Origin of the sequence: Paenibacillus albidus (assembly GCF_014644435.1) — a bacterium.
Taxonomy (GTDB): domain Bacteria; phylum Bacillota; class Bacilli; order Paenibacillales; family Paenibacillaceae; genus Paenibacillus_AQ; species Paenibacillus_AQ albidus.
This window is the reverse complement of record NZ_BMKR01000031.1, coordinates 37699-58935: the sequence shown is the minus strand read 5'-3', so window position 1 is coordinate 58935 and position 21237 is coordinate 37699. Positions and strand designations below refer to the sequence as shown.

The following is a 21237-nucleotide window of genomic DNA, read 5'->3' as shown; positions in this document are numbered from 1 at the left end:
TGGGTGGGCATGCCGCAACGATCCATCAGCTTGTACGTCGGATATCGGCTCGGGAGGGTGGGGCACAGGAATCGTCAGGCCGTTGATGCGAACGTCCCAAAGCCCCCTTTGCTTCTAATCCGCTGACTAGGCTTGATCCTCTACTGAGATGAGTTCCTCTTGTAAAATGGAGCTTTGACCACAACGGCTTTCAGCTGCTTGCCGCGGATTTCCACATAGACCTCAGTGCCAAGCTCAGTGTAGGCGGTATCCAGCAGAGCGAGTCCGAGATTGCGTTTCAGAGTAGGGGATTGTGTACCGGTGGTGATCTCACCGATCTGAACCCCGTCTGCGAACACCGGATAATGGGAGCGCGGAATGCCCCGGTCGATCATTTCCAGGCCAACAAGCTTGCGGGGAAGACCAGCTTCCTTTTGCTGCACAAGAGCATCGCGTCCGATAAAATCCTCTTTGCCAAGCTTCACAAAGAACTGTAATCCCGCTTCCAGCGGCGTAATATCAGCGGATAATTCCTGGCCGTACAGCGGCAGTTTCGCCTCGAACCGCAGCGTATCGCGCGCACCCAGACCGGCAGGGGTTAATCCGTGCGGCGCACCGGCGGCCAGCAGCCCCTTCCATAACGTCTCAGCTATGGCGGGCGGCGCATAGATTTCGAAACCGTCCTCGCCGGTATAACCGGAACGGGAGAGCAGTACTTCTACACCGCAGACCGTTGCATGTTCCAGAAAAGTGAAGGGTTTAAGCTGCTGAAGAGGAGCGTCGGTCACGGTGCCGAGAATGGTCTCGGCCAGCGGGCCTTGCAGGGCAAGCAGCAATGTCTCGTCCGAGACATTTGTGAGGGTAACACCACTGAATTCTTCGGTCAGATGTTCCTCCAGCCAAACGAAATCCTTGTCGATGTTGGAAGCATTGACCACGAGCATATAACGGGCTTCACCCAGACGATAGATGAGCAAATCATCCACAACGCCGCCGTTTGGATAGCAGAGCAGCGTATACTGCGCCCCGCCATCGGTGAGACGGGTGACATCGTTTGTTGTCATTTGCTGCAAAAAGGCTTCGGCATTTTTCCCGGTCACCATGAATTCACCCATATGCGACACATCAAACAGCCCGGCCTCCCGGCGCACAGCTTCATGCTCCTTGACGATTCCCGTAAACTGCACCGGCAGCTCCCAGCCGCCAAAGTCAATGCATCTGGACTCTGCATAAGCGGAGTAAAGATCGTAAAAAGGCGTTCTTTTCAAAGCATCCATGTCGTCACTCCCTTGTCTGATTACATACCAAAAAGGACAGGCGGAAGCCATCTATGCACTAAAGCATAAATAGACTTACCGCTCTGTCCTTTGTACCTGAGAGTTACCCTGCCGCAAGGAAATGAAGTCCCCGGACAAGTTTCCCCGTTGGTGATCTAGACGCTGGAATAAGCGCCAGATAGCTCTCCAGAGATGCGTCCGGCAAAGGTCCTTTTGCCTGAGAGATTCACCCGTCCCGGGTTTACTCCTTCGGCGCCGTCTTCTGTAGAGACAGTCTCTCCCTATGCCATCATTCGCGAACCGTATTGTTTTCTACTGACTCCATTAAACCGGGTATACGACCCTACTGTCAACAAAAAAACGTCAAAAAGATGACAAATTTAAAATTCCTGTCAGTAATATTGACACGATGCGGGCCGATAACTTAGGCTATAACTAATTTTACAACTCCAAATGTGGAAAAGAGGCGGCTGAAGAATGAGCGAAGTATTGGACAATCTGTTATACAGCGAAGAGCATGAGTGGGCGTTGCAAGGCGAAGGCCGGACCGTTCGTGTGGGCATTACCGATCATGCGCAGCATTTGCTTGGAGACATCGTATTTGTGGAGTTTCCGGAAGTCGGAGCGGTGATTTCGGCCGGGGACAGTGTAGGCAGCATTGAGTCGGTCAAAACGGTATCCGAGCTCTATTCACCGGTATCGGGCACTGTGACCAAGATCAATGACAAGCTGGATGGCAGCCCTGAGCTGCTCAATGACGAGCCTTATGGCGGCGGCTGGATTTTTGAGCTGGAGATTGAAGGCGAATATGCGGCTGCGGTAAGAGGCCTGCTGAACGCTGCTGCGTATAAGGAATTAATTGGCGAATAAGCCCCGGATTTGCTGTTAAAACAGCACTAAAAAGACAGACACCGCACATGTGATGTTAATTATGTGTGAGCTCTGTCTTTTTGTGTTTTGTGATTATTGTCCCGATAGTGGAGGATATAAAGATGCAATGTATTTAGTGCAGCAAAATCACTACCGGAAGCACTCGAAAGTGTGTTCTGATGTATTTCGTACATCGAAAAATGAGAAAAATGAGAATAACCGTCCATTATTGCTTTTCCTAATGTACAAAATGCAGTCAAAACGAAAATGCGCCGGTTTTGTCCGCAAACTGCTGCAAAAAATGCAGCCAAAAGCTTAAAATTTCCTTGCCCATCCCGTTACTCCCAATTTGTCACTCCACTTAATCTTTTTCCTGAAGCTGCCGCAATACGATAATCTCTACCCGCCGGTTTTTTTGGCGTCCTGCTTCAGTGGAATTGTCAGCCGAAGGGCGGGTGTCGGCATAACCGGCATATTGAAAATTGTCCGGATTCAGCTTTTCCTGCTCCAGAAAAAACCGCAATACAGACAATGCCCGGGCGCCGGACAGGTCCCAGTTGTCGTTGTACATGGAAGCCGCCGAGACCGGGATATTATCCGTGTGGCCCTCTATGCTGATTGTCGCCCCAATGCCGCGGAACAGGCCGGACAGCTGCCGGAGCGCCGGGTAGGAGGGGGCTTTCAGATCGGCTTTGCCTACATCGAATAGAAAACGGTCACTCAGCGTTATCGCGATCCCCTGCGGCTTGTCAGCCACGTAGATTTGGTCGCCCAGGTTGTTATTCTCTACATATTGGGTGATTACCCCCATTAAATCAGCCAGCTTGGCCTCCTGCTCGCGGAAGGCAAGCTCCCGCTCCGAAGGCACTGGACTTGTTCCGGCGTCAGAGCTGCCATTCGAGCTGGAGTTTGTCCCGTTGCCGTTGGCGGAATCGCTGGCGGTGCCCTCCGTGTTGCCGGGAGTCTGTTCCTTATCCGGTCCGCCGCCGTCTATCCCCTGATCGCCGTCCAGAAGGCCAGTCCCGCCATCCAGCACAGGTGAACCTCCTGTCATGAAGGTTTTAGAGAGGGAGCCGGTTACAATGTTGTATTTCTCCGTGTCGAGACTGCTCATGGCATACAGCACCACAAAAAAAATCAGCAGCAGTGTGATCAGATCCGCGTACGTAATCATCCAGCGGTCCCGGCTCTCGGGGGCATCTCCACGGCGCTTCCGCCGGTCTCTCTGCCTCATATCAAACCTCTGGCAGCCGGACGTTCGTCCTCGTCCGTAAGGAAAGAGTTCAGCTTCTTGCGTACCAGCTGCGGATGATCCCCGTTCTGCAAGGAAAGAATGCCCACCATCAGCATCTCCATACTGTGGAGCTGGCTTTGGCTGCGGGATTTAATCTTGGAGGCAATGGGTAAAAAGATTAAATTAGCGGAGGCTACACCGTACAATGTTGCTGTAAAAGCTACCGCAATGGAAGCTCCCAAATTCGAGGGATCGGTCAGACTGCCGAGTACACTAATAAGTCCCATTACTGTACCAATGATCCCCATGGTGGGTGCATACCCTCCGGCTGCTTCAAAGATTTTGGCATAGCTGTCATGCTTGAGTTCTTTCGCATCCATTTCCAGCTCCAGGATTTGCCGGACCTGATCCGGGTCGGTACCGTCAATAATGAGCATGAGGCCCTCCCGTGTGTAAGGGTCCGGGTGCTCCTCGGCTCTCTTCTCCAGGGTTAGCACACCTTCGCGGCGGGTAATGGAGGCCATGGAAATGAGCTCCTCGGCTTTTTCTTGGATGTTGTCCGTATTTCGTCCAAAAGCCATGTGCAAGGCGGAAGGGATGGAGCGCAGCCTGGAGGCCGGAAAGCTGATCATCACGGCAGCGATGGTGCCTCCAAAAACGATCAAAGCGGCATTCAGCTGCAGCAGCCCGGAGATATTTCCGCCTTCCCAGAGAAAGCCGCCGATTAAGGCGGCCAGTCCGGCCAATAGGCCGATTATAGCTGTAATATCCATGAGTTAAGCTCCTTAAAAATTCTATATTTATGGTTTGCATAGACCCTAACAACACTGTATAATGAACGGGAACAGGTATTCTTATATTCCATTTTTTTCTGACTCGTATGGCGGGAGAACAATTAGACTACAATTATAATATATTCATATATTTTAGACGATAGAGGGGAGACGGGCAAATGAGTGATCTTGTCATCAGCAAGAAGACCTTTGAATTGCAGTCCGAATATACACCCCAGGGCGATCAGCCTCATGCCATTGAAGAATTATTAGAAGGCATCCGGCAGGGCAAGAAGGAGCAGACGCTGCTGGGAGCAACGGGAACAGGCAAGACTTTTACCATCGCACAGGTGATTTCCAAGCTGAACCGGCCAACGCTGGTTATTGCGCATAATAAGACGTTAGCGGCACAGCTGGCCAGTGAATTCAAGGAGTTTTTTCCGAATAACTCGGTAGACTACTTTGTCAGTTACTATGACTACTACCAGCCGGAAGCCTACATTCCGTCCTCGGACACCTACATTGAGAAGGACTCCAGCATCAATGAGGAGATTGACAAGCTGCGCCACTCCGCGACCAGCTCACTATTCGAGAGACGCGACGTTATCATAGTAGCGAGTGTATCCTGTATCTATGGTCTCGGTTCTCCACAGGAGTACGGGAGCCTACTGCTGTCGCTACGCGTAGGCATGGAGAAACCCCGGAATCAGATTTTGAGCCGGCTCGTGGATATCCAGTACCAGCGTAATGACATTAACTTCGTGCGCGGTACTTTTCGTGTGCGCGGAGATGTGATTGAGATTTTCCCGGCCTCCCAAGGGGAGCACGCCATCCGGGTAGAGTTGTTCGGCGATGAGGTTGAACGCATTACCGAAATTGATGTGCTAACCGGTGAATTGATCGGTGAACGGGATCATATCGCTATTTTTCCGGCTTCCCACTTTGTTACTCAAGAGGAGACCATGAGGGTAGCTCTGGTCAACATTGAACGGGAATTGGAGGAACGATTGACGGTGCTGCGTGACGCAGGCAAGCTCTTGGAAGCCCAGCGTCTGGAACAGCGGACACGTTATGATATAGAAATGATGAAAGAGGTCGGCTTCTGTTCAGGGATCGAGAACTACTCGGGACCGCTGACCTTCCGGGAGCCGGGTGCGACACCTTATACCCTGATGGATTATTTCCCTGATGATATGCTGATTGTTATCGATGAGTCGCATGTAACCTTGCCGCAGATCCGGGCGATGTACAATGGTGACCGGGCGCGCAAGACGGTGCTCGTTGAGCATGGCTTCCGTCTGCCTTCCGCTCTGGATAACCGTCCTCTCAAATTTGAGGAGTTTGAAGAGAAGGTTAAGCAGATTGTCTATGTTTCTGCAACCCCGGGCCCTTATGAGCTGGAACGTTGTGAAACGATGGTACAGCAGATTATCCGTCCTACCGGTTTGCTTGACCCGATTATAGAGGTCCGTCCTACAGAGGGGCAAATCGATGATCTGATTAATGAAATCCGTGACCGGGTAGAGCGGGATGAGCGGGTGCTGGTAACAACATTAACGAAGAAGATGTCTGAGGACCTGACAGATTATTTCAAGGAGATTGGCATTAAGGTGCGCTATATGCACTCCGATATCAAGACACTGGAGCGGATGGCGATTCTGCGCGATCTGCGACTCGGTACGTTCCATGTGCTTGTGGGAATCAACTTGCTAAGAGAAGGTCTGGACTTGCCGGAAGTATCGCTGGTTGCCATTCTGGATGCCGACAAGGAGGGTTTCCTCCGCTCAGAGCGTTCGCTGATCCAGACGATTGGCCGCGCTGCGCGTAACTCCGAAGGCCGGGTTATTATGTACGGTGACCGAATCACCGACTCGATGGAGAAGGCGATTGGCGAGACCCAGCGCCGGCGTACGATTCAAATCGCCCACAACGAGCAGCACGGCATCACACCTACGACAATCAACAAGAAAGTGCGCGATATCATCGAAGCCACGAAGGTGGCGGAATCCAAAGCCGATTACCTCAGCGATGTTGGCGGCAAGATGAGCAAGAAAGAGCGTCAGAGCCTGATGCAGCGTCTGGAGGCCGAGATGAAGGATGCCGCCAAGAACCTGCAATTCGAGCGAGCGGCCGAGCTACGCGACGCCTTGCTCGAGCTCAGAGCAGAGTAATTACGAAATAGAACGGTGCTTTCCGGGCCGTTCTTTTTGAATAAATTAGTGTCAGCCGAATTCGCTGGCATAACCGCCTTATAGCACTTAAGCACACCTGCACAGGTGTAGCAGACGATTCCCGCAGGGAGAGTGCCTTGCCGCACTTGGCGATTCCCGAAGGGAGAGCTGCCTTGCCGTACTTGGCGATTCCCGAAGGGAGAGCTGCCTTACCGCGCTTAGCGATTCCTGCAGGGAGAGCTGCCTTACAAGAGCGCCCATAGTTGAAGCGGTCCCGATAGGGACAAGCGGTCCACGTTCCAAATTGACAAAGTATATCCCCACCATCCTCCTCCGCCAACATTGCGGGTGTCCAGAGGGCGCAGCCCTTGGGGCCCTCCCACTGGGAGGGTTTGGGAGGGGAAGATAACGAAGGAGATGTTATACCGTTGGCGAACGATAATATTGTAATTAAAGGCGCGAGAGCACATAATCTCAAGAACATCGATGTGACGATTCCGCGCGACCGCTTCGTCGTGCTGACGGGACTGAGCGGCTCAGGGAAGTCGTCGCTCGCGTTCGATACCATATACGCAGAAGGACAGCGGCGTTATGTCGAATCGCTGTCGGCTTATGCACGTCAGTTCCTGGGCCAAATGGAGAAGCCGGATGTGGACTCGATTGACGGCTTGTCCCCGGCAATATCCATCGACCAGAAGACAACAAGCCGCAATCCACGCTCCACGGTAGGTACGGTCACGGAGATCTATGACTATTTGCGGCTGCTGTTTGCCCGGATCGGCCATCCTCATTGCCCGGATCATGGCATTGAAATCACCTCACAGACGGTGGAGCAGATGGTGGACCGGATCATGCAATATCCCGAGAAGACCCGTTTGCAGATTCTGGCACCTGTAATCTCCGGACGAAAAGGCGAACACAAGGGGCTGTTTAGCGATATTTCCAAGCAGGGTTTTGTGCGCGTCCGGGTCAACGGCGAATTACGTGATTTGTCGGAAGAGATTGAGCTGGAGAAGAATAAGAAACACACCATTGAAGTGGTTGTGGACCGGATTGTGATTAAGGAAGATGCTGAGAGCCGGCTGGCGGACTCCATCGAAACCGCGCTGAAGCTGTCGGGAGGACAGATTCTGGTCGATATTATCGGACAGGAGGAATTGCTGTTCAGCTCCAACTTCGCATGCCCGGTATGCGGATTCAGTATTGAAGAGCTGGCGCCGCGTATGTTCTCCTTCAACAGCCCGTTCGGAGCTTGCACCGAATGTGACGGACTGGGCGTCAAAATGGTGGTCGATCCCGAACTGCTGATTCCCGATATGGAAAAAACAATCGAAGACGGAGCTTTTTTGGCCTGGACAGGCAGTACCTCGAATTATTATCCGCAATTCCTGAAATCGGTCTGCGAGCATTTCAAGATCCCGCAGAATGTTCCTGTAAGCAGTCTGACACCGGAGCAGATGAACAAGCTGCTGAATGGAACGGGCAGCGAGAAGGTTCACTTCCATTATGAGAATGACTTTGGCCAGAAGAGGGACGCCATGGTTGCTTTTGAAGGAATTATTCCCAATCTAGAACGGCGCTACCGGGAGACTGCTTCGGACGGCATTCGTGAATTTATTGAAGGGTTCATGAGTGCAAAGCCATGCCATGTGTGCAAAGGCAAACGTCTCAAAAAAGAAATCCTGGCGGTGACGATCAACCAGAACAATATTTCTGATGTGACCGATCTTTCAATTGGAGACTGCCAGAAGCTTTTTGAGAACATTGAACTTAGTGAGAAGGAAACGGCGATTGCCCATCTCATACTCAAAGAAATCTGCAGCCGCCTTGGCTTCCTGGTAAATGTAGGTTTGAACTACCTGACGCTTAGCCGTGCTGCCGGCTCCTTGTCCGGCGGGGAAGCCCAGCGTATCCGGCTGGCAACCCAAATCGGATCAAGCCTGATGGGGGTACTCTATATCCTGGATGAACCGAGTATTGGTCTGCATCAACGGGATAACGACCGCCTGATCTCCACACTGGCTCATATGCGCGATTTGGGCAATACGCTGATCGTGGTGGAGCATGATGAGGATACGATGATGGCAGCCGATTATATTATTGATATCGGTCCGGGAGCCGGGATTCATGGCGGACAGGTCATCGCACAAGGGACTCCTGATGAAATTATGAAGGACCCGAATTCCCTGACCGGCGAATACTTAAGCGGCCGCAAGTTTATTCCGGTAACCTCCAAGCGCCGGTCTACAGATGACCGCTGGCTGGAGGTGCGCGGTGCCAAAGAGAATAATCTCAAGAACGTGAATGTCAAAATTCCGCTCGGGGTTTTCACGGCTGTAACCGGGGTTTCAGGTTCCGGCAAGTCCTCGCTAGTTAACGAAATTCTTTACAAAAGCCTGGCCCGGAAACTGAATAAGGCAGTGAAGGTACGTCCGGGTCTGCATAAGGAGATCCGAGGACTGGAGCATCTGGATAAGGTTATTGATATCGACCAGTCGCCGATCGGGCGTACACCGCGCTCCAATCCGGCCACCTACACCGGTGTGTTCGACGATATACGCGATTTGTTCTCCAAGACCAACGAAGCCAAGGTTCGCGGCTATCAGAAGGGGCGCTTCAGCTTTAACGTCAAAGGCGGCCGTTGCGAAGCCTGCCGCGGAGACGGAATTATCAAGATCGAGATGCACTTCCTGCCGGATGTATACGTGCCGTGTGAAGTATGCAAAGGTAAACGGTATAACCGGGAGACGTTAGAGGTTAAATATAAGGGCAAAAACATCTCCGATGTGCTGGAAATGACGGTGGAAGACGCCACTGAATTCTTTGTCAATCTCCCTCGCATCCACCGTAAAATGCAGACATTGATGGATGTGGGCCTTGGCTATATCAAGATTGGCCAGCCCGGAACAACTTTGTCGGGTGGTGAAGCGCAGCGGGTGAAGCTCGCCTCTGAGCTGTACCGCCGCAGTACGGGCAAGACCTTGTACATTCTGGATGAGCCGACTACGGGGCTGCATGTCGATGATATCGGCCGTCTGCTGGAAGTACTGCACCGTCTGGTGGATTCGGGAGAATCCGTGCTCGTCATTGAGCACAATCTGGATGTGATCAAAACAGCCGATTATATCATCGATATGGGACCGGAAGGCGGCAGCGGCGGCGGAACCGTTCTGGCGATAGGGACACCGGAGAAGATTATCCAGGTGGAAGAGTCATACACAGGCAGATATTTGAAACCTGTGCTGATCCGTGATACAAAGCGGACTGAAGAACAGCAGTTGCAGACCTCCGACGTTCTATAAAGCCTGACCCCATCTCCCTCTACAAGAACTGCGTCAAGAGAACGCAGTTCTTTTTTGGAGAGAGTTCACGGCAGGTTGGCATATGTATAGCATGTCCGAAATAAGATTCAAAGAGGCATGATATTGTTGATAGATTAACAAGAGCTCCGAAGTTGTCCCTCCTGCCCTTTGATAACCGCATAATGAGTGTGCGATCTATGACTAATGTCATCAATGTTGGCGATATGAGATGCTAAAAATAAATTTTTTGCGACAAATACATAATTTTTCTAAGATAAGTCTTGCGTCACTGAAATGGTAGCGATAACATAGAAGGTAATATGGGGATAAAGGAGCTTGCTTGACAACACTTTTGAGGAGGTAATGCCATGCTGCTTGCAGAAGCTGCCGCAACACAACCGTCTAATTTTAATACCTTCGATGTTTTTATGATTTTGTTTACTATTCTGATTTTCATTGGAGTCGTCCGGCTGCTGAAAGCTCCCCAGAAGAATAAGTTTGCGATTGGATTTGGAGTCGTCAGTTTATTGGTTTTTATAGTCTCTGACTACGCCATGGTTATGCATTGGTTAAGCTGAAGCACTACCGCTGTTTAAAGACAAGGCAGAGATGAATAGTTGTTGAACGCCAAAAGACACCTTTAATGCCGTGAACGGTAATGAAGGGGTCTTTTTACATAAATACGATAAGTTCGCCTGTACAGGCTGCTATATGGGACAAGAGAGGGTCCGGTGAAGTTTGATGAGAAGAGTTAAGAATGTAGGGATCAAGAGAGTGGCAAGCTTGCTGTTATGCGGTTTGTTATTGTCCGGTTTGGGGGGGCAGCTGGGATCCGCAGCGGGTATGGCTTCTGCACAGGCTCCTGAGCCGCAGATTATTAAGGAGGTCAGTCCGTCTGTAGTAGGGATTATCGGCAAATCCTCCGGTCAGGGCAACGGTGGCCCGGATGACCGCTACAATCTGGCACACGGATCGGGAATTATCGTCCGCAGCGATGGTTGGATTGTGACGAACGCTCATGTCATCAAGGATTTGGAGAATGTGGTTGTGGTAACCTCGGACACCAGGAAATACAGCATCACGGATACGTATCTGGACGAGTTCAGCGATGTGGCGCTGATCAAGATCAATGCCAAATCACTGAAGCCTGCCAAGTTCGCCCAGTCCGCTAAAGCGGTGGTGGGAGAGAAGGTCATCGCGATCGGAACACCGGTCTCCTTTTCGCTGCGGAACTCGGCAACTGTAGGTGTGATTAGCGGTCTCGGACGGGGAGGTATGGATGCTGCCTACCGGTTAATCCAGAGTGATACAGCTATCAATCCGGGCAACAGCGGCGGTCCGCTGCTCAATATGAAGGGTGAAGTATTGGGGATGAACAGCCTGAAATACTCGGCAGTAGAAATCGAGAATATGGGCTTTGCAATCCCGGCGGAGACGGTGCAGTACATTATGAAACAGCTGTTTAAGTATGGGGAGGTCAAACGTCCGAGCCTGGGCCTGGAACTTACGGAGAGCTGGTCTGCGATTGTGGGTCTGCCTACGGAAGATCCGCTGACAGTGAAGAAGGTTGTCTCTGCGGAAGCGCGCAAGGCGGGGATTAACGAAGGGGATGTGCTGTACAGCATTGACGGTCATCCTGCAGCGTCCCTGGTTGATATTAACGAGTTGTTCAAAAGCTATACACCGGGCACTACAGTCCGCCTGCTGATGCAAAGCGACGGTGATATCGTAGCCCGCCAGCTGGTGCTTGGAAAGGGCGATCCGCTGCTCGGCGGGGAAGAGCTGACGGCGAATGAAATGGGCCAAACGGGGAAATAACCGGGAGAATACACAGGGGGAACAAAGAATGGGGAAGACAAGAATAATTCGCGGTCTGCATACATTGCTGGCTCTAATGCTAATATTATCGATACTTCCAGCCACCAGAGTGCAAGCGTCAGAGAACATGGAGCTGCAGCTCGGTCTGAAGGTGGGCAGTACCCGAGCGCTGATTAATGGGGCAGAGATTCAAATTGATAAGCCTTTTGTGGAAAACGGGGCGGTAATGGTACCGCTTGGCGTATTCAAAAAGACATTTGGCAGCACTGTATCGCTGGAAAAAGACAAGGTTGTCAAAGTTATGTATGGTTCGCATACCGGTGCGATGACGATCGGCAGTATGACGGCCTGGAAGGATGGGATCAAGGTCCAGCTGCAAGCCCCGCCCCGTATGGTTTCGGGTGTGCTGATGGTACCGCTGCGTTTTGTGGCCGGTGTGCTTGGAGCAAGGGTTTCGCCAGGAGATAGCGGTGGATTGCTGGTGTCTTTAACGCCGCCTCGGACAGTGGACCAGACTGCCGGGGAGCCGGGAATCGAAGGGGATGCAGGAAAGACCAGAATTGGGAACAGTTATTATAAATGGAGTATGAACTACCCTACCGAATTTATTGTCGGCAACAGCGGCGGGGATGAAAGTATAGCCACATTCATGAGTGTGGACGGCCTATATTACCTGGAGGTACGTGCAGTGCAGCAGGAAATACCGCTGGGTGCGGATGAGCTGCTGGAGCAGCTGATCGGTGAAGCGGAAGAAGGCGGAGAGATGGTAATGGACCGGGAGGTCTATCCACAGGCAGCAGTTCCCTATGCACGGATTGTCAGCCAGGAATCAAGCGGTACATTCTGGGAGAGCAGAAAATATTACGCGGACGATCGGGTGTATGAGGTCTATTTGACGGATGATACAGCCACCAATTATAAAGATCTAGGCCAATACACCAAGCTGCTCGACTCGTTTAAGCCCTCTTTTGACAATAAGGATAACAAGCTCCGTGATCTGTCCACCGTCAAAAATGGGCTGAAGACAGCAGCCGACAATGATTATGGAGTTTCGCTGCAGGTTCCGGCAGGCTGGAGTACAGATGCCAAACATCTGTATTATGAAGGCGGGGAGGAAGGATACCTGGGCATCAAGGTTACCTCGGCTCCTGCCGGATCCACGCTGGACAGCTGGACCCAGGAGCTGAACAGCAAGGCCAGGGACAGCTATGTGCCGGACGCGTTGCTGATAAAAGGAAGCAAGCCGGTGCAGATTTCGGGTGAGCCTGGACAAGTTAACGAAGTGCACAAGAACACAGGAAAAGGTTGGCTAGCCGAATATCAGGCGCTGCTGCTCAAGGACGGATACCGTTATTATGTGGAATATGTGACGCCTGCCGGTCAGGAGGATTCATCCCGGTTAGCTGATATCCTGTCCTCGATAACGATTGATTTCGACTGGGTCCAGGAGAATTTCGGGAAGCTGGAAACGGATGATTATGCGGCACTTAGCCGTAGCACGGTAACCAAGAATTCGCGAACCTTTGGTTTTGCTGTGGATATTCCGCGGCTGTGGACTCCTTATCAGGATGTGTTTGAGACCCAGAACGTGGAGTATCGCTTCACGGGTGGATGGTTTCAAATCTTCTCGATTGAGGGTGGGTCAGTGGAGAATAGCGTGAATTCGCTTAAATCGTTCTACCAGAACAAAAATAACGATCCCAATGGGCCTAAGATTGTGAGTGAGGAAGCAACGACTTTTGCCGGCCAACCGGCTACCATGCTAACGGTTCATCAGAGTAAAAAAGGCGTTGCACAGCAGGTGAAGCAGATTGTGGTAGGCAAGGATGAGATGACCTACACTATCACCGTCACCTTGAACGATGTCAATGCTACGATCCGGCAGCAGGAAGCAATCGACCAAACCCTGCAGTCCTTCCGCTTTACAGGAGAGTAAACTGCTTCAAGAGCAGTCTTGCCCAGTAAACGTCCCCATTGCGATGGTGGACGTTTTTTTTGTATCTCCGGTGAATTGCTTTTATTCCTATACGTGGGAACAGAGCGGAGGGTCGAAGGGATACGCCATTAAATTGTGTATTTAAATATTGGCAAACACATGGCGAACCGGTGTGATATTTGATACAATTAATAGGTTAAGCAACTAGAAATGACCCGCCAGCTGGCGGTTTGGGAGGATATAAATGAAAGAGCAAGAAATACGCAGAGAAGATGTAGAGCTGCTGGCTCCTGCGGGTGACTGGGACTGCATGCGTGCAGCGGTGGCGAACGGGGCGGATGCGGTCTTTTTTGGCGTAGAGAAGTTCAATGCACGGGCAAGAGCAAATAACTTCCGCATGGACGAGCTGCCGGAGATTATGGCGTTTCTGCACAGCTATGGTGTGAAGGGGTTCCTGACCTTTAATATACTGGTGTTTGAGAATGAGCTGCCGGATGCCAAAGGACTAATTGATGCATGCGTGGATGCAGGTGTCGATGCGGTTATTGTGCAGGATCTGGGGCTGGTCAAAATGATCCGTGAAATCTCGCCGGATTTCCCGATCCACGGTTCAACCCAAATGACGATCACCTCGCCGGAGGCCGTTGAGTTTACGAAGCCGTTCGGACTGGAACGTGTCGTACTCGGCCGCGAGAACAACCTGAAGCAAATCCGCACGATTGGCGAGCAAGCCCGCCTGCCGATGGAGGTGTTTGTCCATGGTGCGCTGTGCGTATCCTATTCAGGACAATGCCTGACCTCGGAGATGTGGGGCGGACGCTCCGCGAACCGCGGCGAATGTGCGCAAGCCTGCCGCTTGCCGTACGACCTCATGGTGGATGGCGAAATCAAGCCGATGGGCGATGTAACGTATCTGTTGTCCCCTAAGGATCTGGCGGCGATTGATCTGATGCCGGAGCTGATTGAAGCGGGTGTGACTTCGTTCAAAATTGAAGGCCGTCTCAAAAGCCCGGAATATGTGGCGAACGTGGTTGGCAAGTACCGGAAGGCAATTGACCGGTATTTTGACGGGGAGTGGTCCGCACCATCTACGGAAGAAATGCGTGAGCTGCAGCAGAGCTTCTCGCGCGGCTTCACGCACGGCTTCCTGGACGGTACGAACAATAAGAAATTAGTGGACGGGACGTTCCCGAAAAGCCGCGGTGTCTACCTCGGCACAGTCGAACAGATCCTGCGTGATGGCGTAGTCTGCCGCATTCATGCACCGCTGAAGCGTGGTGACGGGATTGTGTTCGACGCCGGCGACCCGACGAAAAAGGAAGAAGGCGGGCGCGTCTACGATCTGCGCCGCAAAGGCATCAAGCTCGAAGGTGAAGCCGGCGAAGGCTGGATTATCGACATCGTGCCCGGGCGGAGCGATGTGGACTTGCGCCGCCTGCATGTCGGCGACCGCATCTGGAAGACCAACGATCCGGCGCTGGACAAAGCGCTGCGCCAGACGTACGAGACCGAGAAGCCGTACCGGGTCTTCCCGGTTCAGGTCAAGGTAGAGGGCCGCGTCGGTGAACCACTCGCGACCTGGTGGACGGACACGCAGAAGGGCGTGACCGTCCAGGTGGATTCGGAGCTGCTGCTGGAAACCGCGCAGAAGCGTCCGATGGATACCGCGCTGCTGGAGGAACAATTCGGCCGCCTGGGCGGGACCGTATTCCAGCTGGACGCGCTCGAGTCGCATCTGGAAGGCGACGTGATCGTGCCTATGCGCGAGCTGAACAGCATCCGCCGCCGCGCGGTGGAGCTGCTTGCGGGCGAGCGCCCGAAACCGCCCGTCTATGTGAAACGGGCGGTAGAGATCTACGGCGACGCTGCCCTAAGGGGCGACGCCAGCCAAGGCGGCGGTGAAGCGGAGCTCACCGCGCTGTGCCGCAGCCTGCCGCAGGTGCAGGCTGCGCTGGATGCCGGCGTGAAGAACATTTACGCCGACTTCGAGTTCATCAAGCAGTTCCCGGCAGCGGTGGACGCTGTACGGGCTGCGGGAGCTTTCATTGCGCTGGCTACGCCGCGCATCCATATGCCTGGCGAGAATGGCTATCACGCCAACATTCTCCGCCTGCAGCCGGATGCGGTGCTGGTGCGCAATACCGGCGCACTGTATTATTATCTGCGCCGCCGCATGGAGTTCCCGGATGCGGTGCATCCGCGTCTGATTGGTGATTTCTCGCTGAATATCGCCAACCACAAGGCCGTGGACCTGTTCCTGGAAGCGGGCTGCGATACCGTAACGCCATCGTATGACCTGAACATTCAGCAAATGGTCGATTTGCTGGGTCACAGCGATACATCGCGGATGGAGATTGTCATCCACCAGCATTTGCCGATGTTCCACACCGAGCACTGCGTATACTGCACCTTCATGAGTGAAGGCACAGACTTTACGAACTGTGGCCGTCCGTGTGAAGATCACCGTGCTTCGCTGCAGGACCGGATCGGCATGGCTCACCCGGTTCGTGTAGACGAAGGCTGCCGCAACACCGTCTATAACGCTGTAGAGCAGTCCGGTGCGGAGTATCTGAACCATTTCCGCGAGCTGGGCGTATCCTCTTACCGCGTCGAGTTTCTGGAAGAGACGCCGGATCAGGTAGCAGAGGTTATCAGTCTGTACAGCCGTGCGCTGCGTGGCGAGATTTCCGGTACACAGGTATGGAAGAGCCTCAAGGCGACCAACCAGCTCGGAGTGACACGCGGGCAATTGGTGAATGCGAAATAACGGAAAACCAACTTGATATAGAAAAAGCCCGGGAGAAGCCGGGGCAATCCAACTGGATTGCTCCCGGATGTTCTCCCGGGCCTTTTTGGTGTTCCGCTGCCCGCATCAATTTGATTCTCAACAGATGTTTTTGCATTGTTTGGATTCCAAGAAAATAAAATGGCAGCGGTAAGCCAAGAGCAAATATGCCTATAACTAGCTTTTTCATAGGTATCACCTACCCGCAAGTCGCGTAGATATCCAGCTTCACTTGGGGGTCGTCCGACTGTCTGGCTAGCTCCGACAAATAAGGCAGTGTGCGGCATAGGTGCTGCTGTAGATTGTGTCCTGATGATAGAGCTGTTCCCAGTACAGCTCATCTAACATGAATATCCCCCTCCTCAGGTTCGCGTTCTATAGTCATGTTATATCAGCGATCCGATGGCAACGTCAATGTCCAGGGGTTCAGCCGTAGACTCGAAACGCTGTCTGACCCGGCCTTCGCGGTCAATGAGGAATTTGGAGAAATTCCACTTAATTCCGTCACCTAAGTAGATCTTCGGATGTTTATCCCTCGTAAAATTTTCCATCCATAGGCCATCTTTGCTCTCTGTATCAAAACCAAGAAAGGGAGCTTGCTGTATAAGATATTGGAATAAAGGATGCATTTCAGCACCCCTCACCTCTGTCTTCTCAAACAGGGGAAAGGTTAGGTTAAGGTGGTTTTTGTAGACGTTTTGAATTTCAGTGTTACTTCCTGGTTCCTTGGCGTTAAATTGATTACACGGAAAAGCCAGAATTTCAACTCCCTGTGCCCTGCGCTTATCATAAACCTTTTGCAAATCCGCCAGTTGCCGGGAGAAGCTGCACTGGCTCGCAGTATTTACGATAAGCAGTATTTTTCCACGATAATCTCCCAGCTTCAATCGATGCCCATCGACTAACGTAACCTCAAAATCATAAAAATCCATATCCATCCCCCATCCGTATATGATTTGTATAGAATAACCCTTTTGCATCTATTGGTCTAATATATCAATGTGATTAAGTTTATAGGATAGAGCAATAAGTCTGGCGCAGGCGGGCGTTGAAATCTTTCTTTCAGTTTTGACGTCAGGAAGGAAGGAAGGAAGGAAGGAAGGAAGGAAAACCCTCATCCTGCAGCGAATGGATCCAAAACAGACGGGTAGCTCCCGTCTCTTTTTTCTGCATTAGTAGCTTCCTGGACCCATAACCTATGTATAATAAACCACTCTGCCAAAAAGCGGATGTAACTGCTATAATTGAGAGTAAGAGTATATACAATAAAGGAGTTTATGTGATGAAGATTCGTAAGGCCATTATTCCCGCAGCCGGAATGGGAACCCGCTTTTTGCCTGCCACCAAAGCCATGCCCAAGGAAATGCTGCCCATTGTCGATAAGCCGACTATTCAATATATTGTTGAAGAAGCCGTGGCTTCTGGAATAGAAGATATTATTATTGTGACAGGGAAAGGCAAACGCGCTATTGAAGACCATTTTGACAATTCATTCGAGTTGGAATTCAATTTGGCTGAGAAGCAGAAATGGCAGTTGCTGGAGTCGGTCCGTAAATCCTCAGAGATGGCCGATATCCACTATATCCGTCAAAAAGAGCCGAAGGGCCTCGGACATGCAATCTGGTGCGCCCGTAAATTCATTGGCAACGAGCCCTTTGCCGTCCTGCTAGGCGATGATATTGTCCAAGCAGATAAACCATGCCTGAAGCAGATGATCGAAGTCTATGAAGAATACAAATCCTCCATTGTCGGTGTCCAGCAGGTGCCCTGGGAAGAAGTTCACCGCTATGGGATTGTAGATGGAGTTCCGCTTGCAGAACGCGTTCATAAAGCCAACCGGCTGGTAGAGAAACCAACTCGTGAGGAGGCTCCTTCCAATCTGGCGATCCTTGGACGCTACATTCTGACCCCGCGTATCTTTGACATGCTTGGAGAACAGCAGGTCGGCGTAGGCGGTGAAATCCAGTTAACCGATGCCATAGCGCGTCTAAGCGAAGTAGAACGGATTGTCGCTTATGATTTTGAAGGCAAACGTCATGATGTCGGTGAGAAAATGGGCTTTATTCAAACTACCATTCATTATGCACTCCAGCATGAAGAGCTCAAGGAAGGCCTGCTTCAATATTTGAAGGATGTAATCGACAGTGAAATGGTTAATGCGGTGAAGTGAACTAATTCTTGTACTTACCAATCTCGAACTTAATTAAAACGGCTGCGCCGTCCCTAAGGGATAGCGCAGCCGTTTGTCATTTAACAAAAACATTTATTGTTGGAATTGTGTGGATGCCAAAGCGTTGATTTGTTCAGCCTCTGCCGGATCCACTGCAATCAGTGCGTTATACACTGTTTGGTCCTCTTCCCCTGCCTTAATTAAGGCTGCCAGGTAGTAGCGGGCAATCTCGCGGTTGACAACATCGTTGTAGTCTGCCGTCAAGGCTTGCTTTAATGTCGTCGCCGCCGGTTTATTTTGACCGGACATCAATTGCATTTTACCCACGTTTAGAACGGTGGAAGGAGTGGCGTTAATCGTCTGGCCTTGATCTGCAACCACCTGATTATACGCGGTCAGCCCGGTTGTGAAATGTAAGGCTTTGCCGTCCTGGTTGCCTTGGGAGTATGCAGCTTGTCCCAGCTCAAAAGAACGGCTGATCAGCGCAGCGTACCATTCGGTACTCCAAGGTGTGCCACTGTTCACTAAGTCAGGATAGTCGGTTCCAAGGCCCAGATTCAGGGTTGCGGCGGCTTCATCCTTTTGACCGGACATGTACTGAATTTTTCCGGCACTTAGCGCAATGGTAGGTGTTACCGAGAACGCACGCCCTTGCAATTGTTCCGGAGGAAGTGTCTTAATGTGCTCTATCCCTGCGATCACGCCGTTATAGGCTGCGAGCCCTTTGGAGAAGTAGTCCTTCTCCTTGGCATCGTCCTTCTGGACATGAGCCTCCTGCCCCAAAGCGGCAGCGCGGGTGATCAGCCCGTCGTACCATTTAATATCCCAGACAAATTTATCTGCATTGTCGACGAAGACTGCCAAGGCAGCAGGTTTGTCACCTTTCAGATCATAGTAATTGACCAGTTGGGTCAGCAGATTCTTGTTGTAAGGCTCGTCTTTCAAGGCACGGGTCAACAGACTGTAGGATTCAGCCAGGAATTTCTCATCCTGAGTCTGATTGAACACCTGATAATTCAAAGAAGTCACGTACAAGACGGATTCAGGATGGCTTGGACGGTCCTTCAATGCAGCGGCAAAAGGAGCCTTGATCTCCTCATAGGATGTACTGACAGGAACCAGACTTTTTCCTTTTAGAGCCTCACTGCTGGAGCCGATGTAGCTGATCGACAGGAACAGCATGAACAGGGTGCTTACAGTAAGGACACCATAATACCCCAGACGGATCCCTGTCTTGTTCCAACTGCGACGCAGCGGTTTGCTCTCCATTACAGCTGCCATCCCGGCCAGACCGAGGAAGACTAGAATTCCCATAAACGCGTAACTCATATTAAAGTCCAAAAGACTGTGAACGAGAATAGAAAGGGCAATGATGAGGTAGAAGAAACCATTCTCAAATTCGTTTTTATCCCGCTTAAGATAACCGCGGGTATATTTATAGAAAATGTACAGAATGAAACCCATGAATAAGACAAACCCTACGATCCCGACCTCAATCATGTATTGCAGGAAGAAGTTATGCACTTGAAGGACCGTATATGGATTGTTCTCATATTTCTCAAACAGCGATGCCCAACCTCCGCCGCCTGTACCCAGAATCGGATAGTCTTTGACGACTTTTATAGCATCCTTGTAAAAAGTAATCCGTTCCAATACACTGTGCTGCCTAAAGTTAATGTTCTCCAGACGGGTTCCGATATTCGCAGGCAGAATATTTTTGGCGCTTGTCCCAATGAACAGGAAAGCCACAATGGCCACCATTACCACAGAACCGAGTGGAATCCACAGGCCGGTCAGCTTGCGTGCACCCCAAGCGCCAGTTTTTTGCTCCAGCCAAGGGGCAGCATAGCGCTGAATGATCCAGCCCAGAACGGCTACAACGGCCGAGGCACCCAGCAGGTAAGCCCAGCCTTTCAAGGCTGCCAAAGAGGTGAACGCCGTGTTCAGCTCGGTTCCAAGCGTGGTAATAGGATTAGCAATTACCAGTGAGGCGATACCGGCAATCCCCAGGTGCACAATCCAGAGAATCTGCTGTGCAGGTTTTAAGAAGAGCAACAGCAGAATGAAGACTACAGGCAGCAAGACGAGGCCGCCGCGTGAGAGGGTCAGCAATATCGACACAATGATAGGTACAAGCATGAACCCATGCGTCAAGGTACCATACCATTTACGAGAGCGAATCAAAGCAAACACAGCAACAAACAGAAAGGCCATCCCGAACGCTGCATATGTATTTGCATACTGGAAAATGGAAGTGAGGCGCAGACCGTTGGAGTCGGTCATTACCGCATCCAGATACTTATCATTCCGAACTGTGTTAGAGAACCAGCCTACCAGGCTGGCGGCGAATTTGCTTCCTCCAAGCCAGTTCAGCAGCCCAAACCATATGATAAAATAGGAGATGGCGAGCACTGCATTTTGAATGACAACATTTAGTTGCTTTTGCTTCAAGAGATAAAAGGCTATAATGAAAACTGCGGCATACATACTCTGAATAAACAGCATATTCATCGCCATATAATGCGAGACTGCGACAAACAGTGACAAGGCGTAAGTCAGTGGCAATAACAGCGTAGCCGCAGCTACCAGATCCTGTTGCTCGTCCAACTTGAACTTCTTGTAATACAAGACCACCCAGGCCAGCAGCATCAGGCCGCTTAGCAAAGCCGAGATATACAGCGGCTTCTCGAAGTCCATCTGTTGTCCATTAAACAATCCCACTTGAAATGGGGTCCAACACAAAAATAAAATAAAAGCAGCACAGAGCGCCCACACCGAGCCTGATATCTTTTCAACATTTCTCGACTGAGCGGCATTTTTACCGTATACTGGTTTCGACACGTTATAATCTCCTTTTCCTGTAGGTACGAGGATATTTTAGCATATGAGGTACAAAGGAGCTAGTTCTCACAAAAACTAAAG

At 51.3% G+C, this 21237-nt stretch carries 13 protein-coding genes and 1 riboswitch; of the genes, 8 read left to right on the top strand and 5 right to left on the bottom strand.

Annotation, left to right across the window (positions count from 1 at the left end; translation table 11 throughout):
* Window positions 1-140 precede the first annotated feature (140 nt).
* On the bottom strand, window positions 141-1256 hold the full coding sequence (gene gcvT, locus IEY53_RS25945) for a glycine cleavage system aminomethyltransferase GcvT (RefSeq protein WP_189030151.1): 1116 nt from the start codon (window positions 1254-1256) through the stop codon (window positions 141-143).
* A 195-nt stretch (window positions 1257-1451) separates the two neighbouring features.
* Window positions 1452-1549: riboswitch (glycine riboswitch) on the bottom strand.
* A 184-nt stretch (window positions 1550-1733) separates the two neighbouring features.
* On the opposite strand from gcvT, the gene gcvH reads away from it, so the two are divergent.
* Window positions 1734-2126 carry a glycine cleavage system protein GcvH gene (gene gcvH, locus IEY53_RS25940; RefSeq protein ID WP_189030149.1) on the top strand — a complete coding sequence of 131 codons (393 nt, stop codon included), beginning with the start codon at window positions 1734-1736 and terminating at the stop codon, window positions 2124-2126.
* A 361-nt stretch (window positions 2127-2487) separates the two neighbouring features.
* Here gcvH and IEY53_RS25935 read toward each other — a convergent pair whose 3' ends face one another.
* Together IEY53_RS25935 and IEY53_RS25930 are read right to left on the bottom strand one after the other, a co-directional pair.
* Window positions 2488-3360 (bottom strand): OmpA/MotB family protein, encoded by an 873-nt coding sequence (locus IEY53_RS25935; RefSeq protein ID WP_189030148.1) that lies wholly within the window; start codon window positions 3358-3360, stop codon window positions 2488-2490.
* A complete protein-coding gene (locus IEY53_RS25930; RefSeq protein ID WP_189030146.1) occupies window positions 3357-4133 on the bottom strand; it encodes a flagellar motor protein in 777 nt (258 codons plus the stop codon). Before IEY53_RS25930 ends, IEY53_RS25935 begins: the two co-directional genes overlap by 4 nt.
* A gap of 179 nt (window positions 4134-4312) precedes the next feature.
* Between IEY53_RS25930 and uvrB the strand changes: the two genes are divergently transcribed.
* The 6 genes from uvrB (at window position 4313) to IEY53_RS25900 (ending at window position 16127) form a co-directional block, all read left to right on the top strand.
* Entirely contained in the window at window positions 4313-6304 is a 1992-nt protein-coding gene (gene uvrB, locus IEY53_RS25925) for an excinuclease ABC subunit UvrB (protein WP_189030145.1), read from the top strand.
* Between the two features lie 428 nt (window positions 6305-6732).
* Window positions 6733-9606 carry an excinuclease ABC subunit UvrA gene (gene uvrA / locus IEY53_RS25920; RefSeq protein ID WP_189030144.1) on the top strand — a complete coding sequence of 958 codons (2874 nt, stop codon included), beginning with the start codon at window positions 6733-6735 and terminating at the stop codon, window positions 9604-9606.
* Window positions 9607-9974: 368 nt separating this feature from the next.
* Window positions 9975-10184, top strand: a complete 210-nt coding sequence (locus tag IEY53_RS25915) for a DUF2759 family protein (RefSeq protein WP_189030143.1) — start codon at window positions 9975-9977, stop codon at window positions 10182-10184.
* A gap of 163 nt (window positions 10185-10347) precedes the next feature.
* Window positions 10348-11424 carry a S1C family serine protease gene (locus IEY53_RS25910; protein WP_189030142.1) on the top strand — a complete coding sequence of 359 codons (1077 nt, stop codon included), beginning with the start codon at window positions 10348-10350 and terminating at the stop codon, window positions 11422-11424.
* A 28-nt stretch (window positions 11425-11452) separates the two neighbouring features.
* Entirely contained in the window at window positions 11453-13360 is a 1908-nt protein-coding gene (locus IEY53_RS25905; RefSeq protein ID WP_189030141.1) for a stalk domain-containing protein, read from the top strand.
* A 244-nt stretch (window positions 13361-13604) separates the two neighbouring features.
* Window positions 13605-16127 carry a U32 family peptidase gene (locus tag IEY53_RS25900; RefSeq protein WP_189030140.1) on the top strand — a complete coding sequence of 841 codons (2523 nt, stop codon included), beginning with the start codon at window positions 13605-13607 and terminating at the stop codon, window positions 16125-16127.
* A 404-nt stretch (window positions 16128-16531) separates the two neighbouring features.
* Here IEY53_RS25900 and IEY53_RS25895 read toward each other — a convergent pair whose 3' ends face one another.
* Window positions 16532-17077 (bottom strand): glutathione peroxidase, encoded by a 546-nt coding sequence (locus IEY53_RS25895; protein ID WP_189030139.1) that lies wholly within the window; start codon window positions 17075-17077, stop codon window positions 16532-16534.
* 350 nt (window positions 17078-17427) lie between these two features.
* Between IEY53_RS25895 and galU the strand changes: the two genes are divergently transcribed.
* Window positions 17428-18315 (top strand): UTP--glucose-1-phosphate uridylyltransferase GalU, encoded by an 888-nt coding sequence (gene galU / locus IEY53_RS25890; protein WP_189030137.1) that lies wholly within the window; start codon window positions 17428-17430, stop codon window positions 18313-18315.
* Window positions 18316-18408: 93 nt separating this feature from the next.
* On the opposite strand, the gene IEY53_RS25885 is transcribed toward galU, so the two are convergent.
* Window positions 18409-21156, bottom strand: coding sequence for an O-antigen ligase family protein (locus IEY53_RS25885; protein WP_189030135.1), 2748 nt, complete (start codon window positions 21154-21156; stop codon window positions 18409-18411).
* Window positions 21157-21237: the final 81 nt, after the last annotated feature.